General features: G+C 73.9%; 9 protein-coding genes and 1 pseudogene. 6 read left to right on the top strand and 4 right to left on the bottom strand.

Features of this window, described 5'->3' with window-relative positions:
- Positions 1 to 325: pseudogene (locus JWP64_RS23415) on the bottom strand (acetyl-CoA C-acyltransferase); the annotation flags it as partial.
- Between the two features lie 237 nt (positions 326 to 562).
- On the opposite strand from JWP64_RS23415, the gene JWP64_RS23410 reads away from it, so the two are divergent.
- The 3 genes from JWP64_RS23410 to JWP64_RS23400 are packed head-to-tail and all read left to right on the top strand — an operon-like array spanning position 563 to position 3,531.
- A complete protein-coding gene (locus tag JWP64_RS23410) occupies positions 563 to 994 on the top strand; it encodes an OB-fold domain-containing protein (RefSeq protein WP_245351001.1) in 432 nt (143 codons plus the stop codon).
- Complete coding sequence (locus tag JWP64_RS23405; protein ID WP_297500969.1) at positions 991 to 2,175, top strand: thiolase family protein; 1,185 nt, start codon at positions 991 to 993, stop codon at positions 2,173 to 2,175. The genes JWP64_RS23410 and JWP64_RS23405 overlap by 4 nt, the downstream gene beginning before the upstream one ends.
- 45 nt (positions 2,176 to 2,220) lie before the next feature.
- Positions 2,221 to 3,531 carry a TetR/AcrR family transcriptional regulator gene (locus JWP64_RS23400; RefSeq protein WP_297500967.1) on the top strand — a complete coding sequence of 437 codons (1,311 nt, stop codon included), beginning with the start codon at positions 2,221 to 2,223 and terminating at the stop codon, positions 3,529 to 3,531.
- Here the strand turns inward: JWP64_RS23400 and JWP64_RS23395 are convergent.
- A complete protein-coding gene (locus tag JWP64_RS23395) occupies positions 3,528 to 4,742 on the bottom strand; it encodes a CoA transferase (RefSeq protein ID WP_297500964.1) in 1,215 nt (404 codons plus the stop codon). The two genes, JWP64_RS23400 and JWP64_RS23395, sit on opposite strands and share 4 nt — an antisense overlap.
- Before the next feature lie 166 nt (positions 4,743 to 4,908).
- Here JWP64_RS23395 and JWP64_RS23390 point away from each other — a divergent pair, with 166 nt between their 5' ends.
- Positions 4,909 to 5,772 (top strand): acyl-CoA thioesterase domain-containing protein, encoded by an 864-nt coding sequence (locus tag JWP64_RS23390; protein WP_297500961.1) that lies wholly within the window; start codon positions 4,909 to 4,911, stop codon positions 5,770 to 5,772.
- Positions 5,773 to 5,780: 8 nt separating this feature from the next.
- Here the strand turns inward: JWP64_RS23390 and JWP64_RS23385 are convergent, their stop codons facing one another.
- Positions 5,781 to 6,782, bottom strand: a complete 1,002-nt coding sequence (locus tag JWP64_RS23385; RefSeq protein ID WP_297500958.1) for a DUF2889 domain-containing protein — start codon at positions 6,780 to 6,782, stop codon at positions 5,781 to 5,783.
- An 82-nt stretch (positions 6,783 to 6,864) separates the two neighbouring features.
- Here JWP64_RS23385 and JWP64_RS23380 point away from each other — a divergent pair, with 82 nt between their 5' ends.
- A complete protein-coding gene (locus tag JWP64_RS23380; RefSeq protein WP_297500955.1) occupies positions 6,865 to 7,890 on the top strand; it encodes a TIGR03617 family F420-dependent LLM class oxidoreductase in 1,026 nt (341 codons plus the stop codon).
- Positions 7,887 to 8,663, top strand: coding sequence for an enoyl-CoA hydratase (locus tag JWP64_RS23375; RefSeq protein ID WP_297500952.1), 777 nt, complete (start codon positions 7,887 to 7,889; stop codon positions 8,661 to 8,663). Before JWP64_RS23380 ends, JWP64_RS23375 begins: the two co-directional genes overlap by 4 nt.
- 126 nt (positions 8,664 to 8,789) lie before the next feature.
- Here JWP64_RS23375 and JWP64_RS23370 read toward each other — a convergent pair.
- Positions 8,790 to 9,551, bottom strand: a 762-nt coding sequence (locus tag JWP64_RS23370; protein ID WP_297500948.1) for a cytochrome P450, incomplete at its 5' end; no start/stop codon positions are given.

The following is a 9,551-nucleotide window of genomic DNA, read 5'->3' as shown; positions in this document are numbered from 1 at the left end:
TCACCACGTCGTCCATCCCGGCGCGGATGCTGCCCGCGCCCATGGCGACGGCGGTGAGCCCGGAGGCGCAGTGCCGGTTGAGCGCGACGCCGGGGACGTCGACCAGGCCGGCGGTGACCGCGGCGTGTCGCGCGATATCCCCGCCGCCGTACATGACCTCGCCGAGGACGAGATCGTCGACGTCGCCCGCGGCCAGGCCGCTGCGCTTCACCGACGCCTCGACGACGGTGTGGGCCAGGTCGAACGCGCTGGTGTCGGCCAGCGTCCCCTTGCGGAAGGTGCCGATGGCGGTGCGGCACGCGGAGACGACGACGGCTTCGGGCATGGTGGCTCCCCAGAGATCAGGTCCGGCGGGCAAATGACGTCCGGCGGGGCGGACCCAGGACCGTGCCTCGCCGCCGGTGTCCGGAGTGTAGGTCGCCGGCCGCAATTCTGACAACAGCGTTCAACTCGGGGTTTCCAACTCGGTGCAGGCCGGGCGTTGTCAGAGGATGGTGTGGAGGGATAGTTTCTGACGAAGTGTTGGTCCGGCGTCGGTGCCGGTACCGAGAGGGGATGGGCGATGACGCGACCCGCTTTCCGCATGCTGCCGGAGGTCACGGCGGACTCCGCGGCGTTCTGGACCGGGGGCGCCGACGGCGAACTGCGGATCCACCGCTGCCACGCCTGCTCCCGCTGGTTCCATCCACCGGCCCCGGCCTGCTTCCGGTGCCGCAGCCGTGACGTCGCCCCCGAGGCGGTGTCCGGGCGCGCGACGCTGGCCAGCTACACGCTCAACCACCACCCGTGGTTCGGCGAGGCGTTCCCGGTGCCCTACGTCGTCGGGCTCGTCGAGCTGGCGGAGGAGCCGGACACCCGGCTGACCACGCAGATCGTCGACTGCGACCCGGCGGACGTGCGGATCGGGATGGACGTCGAGGTCGACTTCGAGCACCACGACGACGTGTGGGTCCCGGTGTTCCGGCCCACGAGCACCGGAGGACAGGCGTCATGAGCTTCGTCGACGACAAGGTCGTCATCACCGGGATCGGCCAGTCGGACGTCGGACGCAAGCTCGGCCGCGGCGGCGTCGACCTCGCCCTGGACGCGGCGCTGGAGGCGATCGCCCACGCCGGCCTGGATCCGGCGGACATCGACGGCGTGGCCAGTTACCCCGGCCCGGTGGTCGCGGAGGGCGGGTTCGTCGGCGCCACCACGCACGACGTCCGCGACGCGCTCGGCCTGCGCACCACCTGGGCACTGAGCGGGGTGGAGACGCCGGGACAGGCGGGCACCCTGATGGACGCCGCCTCCGCGATCGCCACCGGCCGCGCCACCCACGTCCTGTGCTTCCGCAGCGTCTTCGAGTCGACCGCGCAGGCGCAGGGCAGAGCGGCCGCGCTGACGGGCAAGCAGATGCGGGCCGGCGGGCACGCCGAGTTCCGGATGCCCTTCGGCGCGGCGTCCCCCGCGAACTGGATCGCGCTGTACGCCATGCGCTACATGCACGAGTTCGGCCTGACCAGGGAGCAGCTCGGGCAGATCCCGCTTAACGGCCGGCGCAACGCGGCCCGCAACCCCAAGGCGATCTACCGCGACCCGATGACGATGGACGACTACCTGTCCGCGCGGCTGATCTCCTACCCGTTCAGGCTCTACGACTGCGACGTCCCCTGCGACGGCGCCACCGCGATCATCCTCTCCCGCCGCGACGCCGCCGCAGAGTCCGGCCGGGCGCCTATCGCGATCGAGGCCGCGGGCTCGGGCCTCTACGAGCGGCACACCTGGGACCAGCGCGTCGACCTGACGACGATGGCCGCGCACGACTCCGCGCACCACATGTGGGAACAGACCTCGCTGACCCCGGCGGACGTCGACTTCGCCGAGCTCTACGACGGGTTCAGCTACCTCTGTCTGCAGTGGATCGAGGCCCTCGGGTTCTGCAAGCACGGTGAGGCCGGGCCGTTCCTCGAGGAGACCGCCCGGTACGCCCTCGACGGCGAGCTGCCGATCAACACCCACGGCGGGCAGCTGTCCGCCGGGCGTCTGCACGGCTACGGCTTCCTGCACGAGGCCTGCCTGCAGCTCTGGGGCGAGGCGGGGGAGCGGCAGATCCCGAAGGACGTGGAGATCGCGGCCGTGGGGATCGGCGGCGGCCCGGAGGCGGGCTGCCTCCTGCTGCGCCGCGACGGCTGACCCCGGCCCGGCCGGCCGGGTCCGGCCCGGAACTACAGTAGGGCCGTGGCGCAGGACGAGGTGCTCCGGCGTGCGAGCTACGGCCCGCACAGCCCGGTCGTCGGCGAGCGGGGCAGCCGGACCCGGCAGCACATCCTGGACGTCTCGCTCGAGCTGATCGCGCGCCAGGGGTTGCAGACGATCTCGGTCGACGACATCGCGAAGGCCGCGGACACCTCGCGCGCCACGCTCTACCAGTACTTCGCCAGCAAGGAGGAGCTCTTCGGCGAGCTCCTCGAGGAGTGCGGCGCGGCGCTGATGCGCGTCGTCCGCCGGCTCGGCCCGCTCGGCCCGACCACCCAGGGCTTCGACAACCTGCACTGGTGGCTGGGCGAGTGGGCGTGGGTCTACGACAGGTACTCGACGATGTTCGCCCAGTGGGCGCAGCTGGACTCGACGGAGACGGCCTACCGGCCGACCGTCGCGGGCTTCGTCGACGCCTACGCCAGCCGGATCGGCGCCCGGCTCGACTCGTCCGGTTTCGAGGGGCCGCCCGGCGTCGACCTCGCGGCTGCGGTGATGCTCGTCGTCCACCGGGTCAACGCGTTCCGGCGGGCGGGGACCGCCGCGGCCTCGGGGCCGTCGGACGACGTGCTGCTCGACAGCCTCGCCGTCGTGGTGCAGCTGGTGCTGTTCCCCGGGACCCCGCCGGAGGTCCTCGCGAGCCAGGGCGCCGTCGCGGCCCCGCCGGTCGCGAAGCCGGTCGCGCCACCGCCGCCGGTGGGTGACCGCTTCGCCGGTCGGAGCGCCCGGGTGCGGCGGACCGTCCGGGATCTCCTGGACGCCGCCGCCCGGACCTTTGCCGAGCAGGGGTACCCGTCCACCAGCGTCGACGACATCGCCACGGCGGCGGGGGTCGCGCGCGGCACGGTCTACAAGTACTTCACCGACAAGGCCGACCTGCTGTCGGTGCTCGCCGAGGAGGCGCACGTCGAGCTGCGGGGGCTGATCGACCGGCTGCCCGCGCAGCACGACGGCGCGGCCCTGCGGCAATGGCTGCGCGAGTACGTCCCGGCCTACCGCCGGCACGCCGGGGTCGTCCAGGTGTGGACCGAGCGGCAGGTGACGACGCCGGAGGCGCTCGCGCACGCCGACGCCGTCTCCGCCGCGGTCCGGGCCGCCCTGGGCGTGCTGCTGACGGACGTCCCGCGCAGCTACCCGCTGGACCTGCGGGTCGCGGTGTTCGTCGCGGCGGCGGCCCTCGAGCGGCTTCCGCTCGGGCTCACGGTGCGGACCCGCACCGTGAGCCCGGACGAGGTGGTCGAGACGATGGCCGCGTTCCTCGAGCGCGGCCTGCTGAATCCGGGCGCTCCCTAGAGCACGGTTCCGGCGATCTTCAGCTCCAGGATCCGGTCCATGTCGAGGCCGAGCTCGCCCAGCACGTCGTCCGTGTGCTCGCCGTGGCCGGGCGCGCGCCGGGTGTCCCCGGGCTGGCCGTTGAACAGCAGGGGCGCCGGGACCAGCTGGAACGGGGTGCCGTTGGCGTCCTTGAGGTCGTTGAGGTAGCCGTTGGCGAGCACCTGCGGGTCCGAGAGGACCTCGCGCGGGGTGTGCACAGGGGCCCAGGCCCCGCGCCCGCCGCCGAGGACCCGCTGGGCCTCCTCGAAGGTCAGCGCGCCGAACAACGCGGCGAGCTCCGCCACGGCCTCCTTGTTGTTCCGCATCCGGGCCGCGTGGTCGACGAACCGCTCGTCCGTGATCAGCTCCGGCTTGCCGAGCGCGGTGGTGAGCTCGGGCCAGTACCGGTCCGACTCCAGCATGACGAGCGAGACGAACCGGCCGTCCTTGGTCCGGTAGCTGTTGACCAGTGCGTTCGGCGCGTCCGTCGGGTTGTAGCGGGGGATCCGCTCGATGCCGAAGGCCGCGGCCGCGGCGAGGCTGGCGCCCATCGCCCACGCACCCATCGCCAGCAGTGAGCTGTCCACGGTGAGGGCCTCACCCGTGCGCTCGCGGTGCAGCAGCGCCGCGGAGATCCCGCCGGCGATCGTCAGGCCGCCGAGGACGTCGCCGAAGGCGGCGCCGGGCTGGGTGACGGGGTAGCCGAGCTCGTCCGGGCTGGCGGTGTCCGCGGCGCCGGAGCGGGCCCAGAACGTCGAGTTGTCGTAGCCGCCGCGGTTCGCGTCCGGGCCCTCCTGGCCGTGCGCCGAGCCGCGGGCATAGATGATGTTCGGGTTCGCCGCGCGGATGTCGTCGACGTCGATGCGCAGCTTGGTCCGCGCCGCGGGCAGGAAGTTGGTCAGGAACACGTCCGACCGGGCGACGAGCTGCATCAGCAGCTCGCGGCCCTCCTCGGACTTCAGGTCGAGCCCGATGCTCCGCTTGCCCCGGTTCGGCAGCTCCACCATGTGTGCGACGCCGCCGGCCGGGACGAGGCCGGACGTCACCAGCCCGCGCTGCGGGTCACCCATCTCAGGGTGCTCGACCTTCAGCACGTCCGCACCCCACTCGGCGAGGATCCCGCCGGCCACGGGGACGTAGGTCCAGGACGCCACCTCGAGCACCCTGATCCCCTTCATGATGGCGACCACTACCGGCTCCTCGTCGTCGACGGAACGCTTCATTGCCCGCGGAACGAGCCTCGCCGCCCGCTGGTGGAGCAGAACTCTAACAGCAGCGTCACCCGACTGTCACGCCTTCCAGCAGCGGTATCGCAAGTTGTGGCCGATAGATTCTGACTCGGTGTACGGTTCGACGATGTCGCTTACGAGTCCGGCGGGGACGGCGCTGCCGGGCCCCCCGTCACCGGCGGAGCACGCGGCGCTGACGGCGCTGCTCGCCGTCGAGGAGACGGGTCCGGACCGCTTCCTCGCGCTATGCACGTTCGACGAGGGCCCGCACATGCTCTACGGCGGGCAGGTCGCGGCGCAGGCCCTGGCGGCGGCCGGGCGCACCGTGCCGCCGGACCGGGTGCCCCACTCGCTGCACTGCGCCTTCCTCCGGGGTGGGACGGCGGCCGAACCGACGGAGTTCGCCGTGGAACGCGACCGGGACGGGCGGTCGTTCTCGGCCCGCCGGGTCGTGGCGCGGCAACGGGGCAGGGTCCTGTTCACCCTGTCGGCCTCGTTCCACCGGCCGGAGGCGGGGAGGGAGCTCGACGTCGAGCCGGCGCCGGCCGCCCCGCCCGCGGCGACGCTGCCCGCCGTCGAGCTCCTGCGGCTGCACTCGATGGAGGGCCGGCTGCCGCCGGGGCAGCTCGCTTCCGCGGAGTGGCCGACCCGGTTCTGGGCGCGGTGCACCGACGACCTGGCGGACGACCCGCTCCTGCACGCCTGTGTCCTGACCTACCTGTCGGACCTGTCCAGCGGCCTGCTCGCCCTGCACGACGGCAGCCGCTTCGCGACCGGCCCCAGCCTCGACCACTCCCTGTGGTTCCACCGCCCCGCGCGCCTCGACGAGTGGGTCCTGGTCGACGTCGTGCCCCGGGTCGTCGCGGGCGGGCGAGGCTGGTACTCCGGCACGGTGCACGCCGCGGACGGGACCCTCGTGGCGAGCCTCGCGCAGGAGGCGCTCTTCCGGTCCGGGCCCCCGCCCACGGGCCGGACCGGCTCGGACCGGTGACCGCGGGTTCAGGTCCCGCGCAGCGCGAGCAGGCTCGGGACGCCCGTCAGGGAGCGGAGCAGGTCGTTGAGGTGCGTACAGGTGCTCGGCCCGCGCAGGTCACGCCGGACCTGCTCCGCCACGGCGTCCACCGGGGTCCCGACCAGGCGCAGCACGCTCTCCGCCGCGAACGGGCACTCCGGCGCGGGCAGCACGCGCGGCACCGCGACGATCTCCCGGACGGCGAGCCCGGCGGGGTCGAGCACCGCCCGCAGCTCGTACTCGTGGAGCACGGTCTCCCGGCCGTCCGGGTCGGCGTAGGTGTCCCGGAACATCGCGTCGACCCGGATCCCGGCGGCCCCCGGCTCGACGTCGATCCGCCGCCGGCGCCGCATGGCGAGCGGCGGCAGGACGGGCGTGTCGTGCCACGCGGCGGGATCGTCGGCACGCGAGACGGCCGGGGCGTCGGGGCCCGGGCGCAGAGGCATGGGCCCACCGGCCTCCAGCGCGGAGGCCATCGTCCCGCCCTCCCGCCAGCCCGAGCACAGGCCGGCCGGCGGGCGGAAGCGCCCGGCGCCGGGCGGCAGCTCCTTCGTCAGCGCGTGGGCGTAGCCGGCGATGACCAGCGCGACCGGGAGATCGTCGAGCAGCAGCGCGAGGACCCCACCGCCGTCGCCGGGGGCGAGCGTCGCGTCGGCGGCGGCCCGGAACCCCGAGGCGACGGACCGTCCGAGCAGCCCGGCCGTGCCGGGCCGTGCCGGCTCGCTCCGGAGCGCGACGAGCTCGCGGGTGCCGTCGTAGCGCACCTCGGCGTCGAGTCGGGCGGTGTCGGCGACCCGGGCGTCGCCGTCCGCGCCGGTGAGGACGTCGCGGGCGGTCGCCCGCACGAGCAGCCGCGGATCGCCGAGGCCGCCCGGACGCAGCATGTCCACGCTGCTGGTGCGGCGCGCGGAGCCGGGCGCGCGGTCCGGGCTCCGCTCGGCCGGGCCGGGCAACGGAGCCATCGTGGCGGCGACGAGGGGCAGGACCATGCCCCGACGGTACGTCCGGCCGCGCACCGCAGTCCATTGTGGATCATCGATCGACCGTGCACGTTCTCGACGAGGAGGACCGATGGAGCTGGATGTCGTACTACCGCCGGGCGGCCCGCGTGACGCGGGTCGGGAGGCGGAGCGGGCGGAGCGTGCGGGCTTCGACGCCGTGTGGGCGAGCGAGGTCCGACACGACCCGTTCCTCACCCTGACCCTGGCCGCCGCCGCCACCGAGCGCGTCGGGCTCGGCACCGCGATCGCCGTCGCCTTCGCGCGTAACCCGATGTCGACGGCGGTGCTCGCGAACGACCTGCAGGCCCTCTCGGGCGGGCGGTTCGTGCTGGGCCTCGGCACGCAGGTGCGCGCCCACGTCACCCGCCGCTTCTCGATGCCGTGGTCCCGCCCGGCCGCGCGGATGCGCGAGTACGTGCTGGCCCTGCGCGCGATCTGGGCGTGCTGGCACGAGGACCGGCCGCTCGAGTTCGTGGGCGAGTTCTCCTCCCACACCCTGATGACGCCGATGTTCGTGCCCGAGCCGCACCCGCACGGCAGCCCGCCGGTCCTGCTGGCAGGCGTGGGCGAGTCGATGACCGAGGTCGCGGGGGAGGTCGCGGACGGCTTCCTCTGCCACGGCTTCACCACCGAGCGCTACCTGCGCGAGGTCACCCTGCCCGCGCTGCGGCGGGGCCGGGCCCGCGCCGGGGCCACGCTGCCGGAACCGGCGGTCGTGGGCGCGCCGATGGTCGTCACCGGCCGGACGGAGGAGGAGCTCGCCGCCGCCGCGCTGCGGGTGCGGGCGCAGATCGCCTTCTACGCCTCGACGCCCGCCTACCGCCCGGTGCTGGAGCTGCACGGGTGGGGCGCGCTCGGGGAGGAGCTGCACGGGCTGTCCCGCGCCGGGCGCTGGGTCGAGATGACCGAGCGGATCGACGACGACGTCCTCGGCGAGTTCGCGATCCTCGGCGACCCGGCGTCCGCGGGGCGCGAACTCCGGCGCCGCTACGGCGACGTGCTCACCCGCGTATCGCTCTACCAGGGCGAGGACACCGACCCCGCCGTGCTGGCCGAGCTCGCCACCGCGGTGCGGACCGCCGAGGTGCCGGCATGAGCGACGTGCTGCGGATCGAGGACGACGGCGCCGTCCGGGTCCTGACGCTGAACCGGCCGGAGGCCCGCAACGCCCTCGACGGCGAGCTGATCAGCGTGCTGTATCGGGGGCTGTCCGACGCGGACGCCGACGAGACCGTGCGCGCGATCGTCCTCACCGGCGCGGACCCGGCCTTCTGCGCCGGGGCGGACCTCAAGCAGGCCGTGGTGGAGGGGGCCGCGTACTTCCGCCGGTTCGACGAGGAGAACTGCGTGGCCCGGGTCGCCGGTTGCCGGACCCCGGTCGTCGGCGCCGTCAACGGGGTGGCGTTCACCGGCGGCCTGGAGATCGCGCTGGGCTGCGACCTACTCGTCTGCTCCGAGCGGGCGACCTTCGCCGACACCCACGTGCGGGTCGGTGTGCTGCCCGGCGGGGGTCTGACCGCCCGGCTGCCGCAGCTCGTCGGGCCCGCCTGGGCGCGGCGGATGTCCATGACCGGCGAGCTGGTCGATGCCCGGCTCGCCGAGCGGATCGGGCTGGTGACCGAGGTGGTGCCGCACGCGGACCTGCTGAGCCGGGCGACGGAGCTGGCCCGGGCGATCGCCGAGGTGCCGGCTGCGCCGATGACGGCGCTGAAGCGGATCTACACCGAGGGGGCGCAGAGCATCGTCGGCCGATCGTTGGAGATCGAGACGACGATCGCCCGTGGAGCCTCGGGATCGCTCGACGGGCTGGAGGAGCGACGGCGGGCCGTGATGGAGCGCAATCGCGCCAGGACGGCCGACCGCGGGTGACGACCGGGGCGCCCCGGTGATGCACAGGCGAGGAGACCCGCCGGGACGACCCGGCGGGTCTCTTCCGAGCCGCTCCGTGGCTGCTCGCCGCCGGCCACGAGGACCGCGTCGGCCGGACGAGCGTTGCTACCAGGTGACGAGCAGCTTGCGCACGCCGTAGTTGGTGCCGTGCACGTCCATCGGGACCTGCTCCGGTTCGACGGCGAGGCGCATGTCCGGGAACCGCCGCAGCAGCTCGGGCAGGATCGTGCGCAGCTCGGCGCGCGCGATGTTCTGGCCCAGGCACTGGTGCACGCCGTAGCCGAAGGCCATGTGCCGGGCCATCTTCCGGTCGATGTCGAGGGTGTCCGGGCCCTGGAACGCCCGCGGGTCCCGGTTGGCGGCGGCCATCGCCACCACCACGAGGTCGCCCTTCGCGATCTGAGCGCCGCCCAGCTCCAGGTCCTCCAGGGCCACCCGGCCGAGCCCGAACTGCACGATCGTGAGGTAGCGCAGCAGCTCCTCGATCGCCGGCCCGATCCGCGCGGGCTCGGCGGCGAGCCGTTCCCGCTGGTCCGGGTGGGTGAGCAGGGTCAGGGCGGAGAGCCCGATCATCGACATCGTCGTGTCGTGCCCGGCGAACAGCAGCAGGACGCCGATGTTGACCAGGTCCTTGTCCGTCAGGAAGGACTCACCCGCGTCGGCGTCGCGGATCAGGTCCGCGAGCAGGCCCGTGGAGTCCGGGTCGGCGCGCTTCGCCGCGACGAGGTCGGTGATGTAGCCGATCAGCCAGCGGGCGCCCTTGTTGCGCTCCTCCTGGGTGTGGCTCAGGTCCATCATCACCTCGGTGGCGTGGTGGAACCCGTCGCGGTCGGTGTAGGGGACGCCGAGCAGCTCGCAGATCACCAG

It is taken from the genome of Pseudonocardia sp., assembly GCF_025465255.1.
Taxonomy (GTDB): Bacteria; Actinomycetota; Actinomycetes; order Mycobacteriales; family Pseudonocardiaceae; genus Pseudonocardia.
Note: the sequence above shows the minus strand (reverse complement) of the source record. Positions and strands in the feature narration are given on the sequence as shown.

What these genes read in the sequence shown, in the direction of transcription:
- JWP64_RS23405 (WP_297500969.1), top strand. Translation starts at nt 991, where the DNA reads ATGAGCTTCGTCGACGACAAGGTCGTCATCACCGGGATCGGCCAGTCG.
- JWP64_RS23380 (WP_297500955.1), top strand. Translation starts at nt 6,865, where the DNA reads ATGGAGCTGGATGTCGTACTACCGCCGGGCGGCCCGCGTGACGCGGGT.
- JWP64_RS23385 (WP_297500958.1), bottom strand. Translation starts at nt 6,782, where the DNA reads ATGGTCCTGCCCCTCGTCGCCGCCACGATGGCTCCGTTGCCCGGCCCG.
- JWP64_RS23375 (WP_297500952.1), top strand. Translation starts at nt 7,887, where the DNA reads ATGAGCGACGTGCTGCGGATCGAGGACGACGGCGCCGTCCGGGTCCTG.
- JWP64_RS23390 (WP_297500961.1), top strand. Translation starts at nt 4,909, where the DNA reads ATGTCGCTTACGAGTCCGGCGGGGACGGCGCTGCCGGGCCCCCCGTCA.
- JWP64_RS23410 (WP_245351001.1), top strand. Translation starts at nt 563, where the DNA reads ATGACGCGACCCGCTTTCCGCATGCTGCCGGAGGTCACGGCGGACTCC.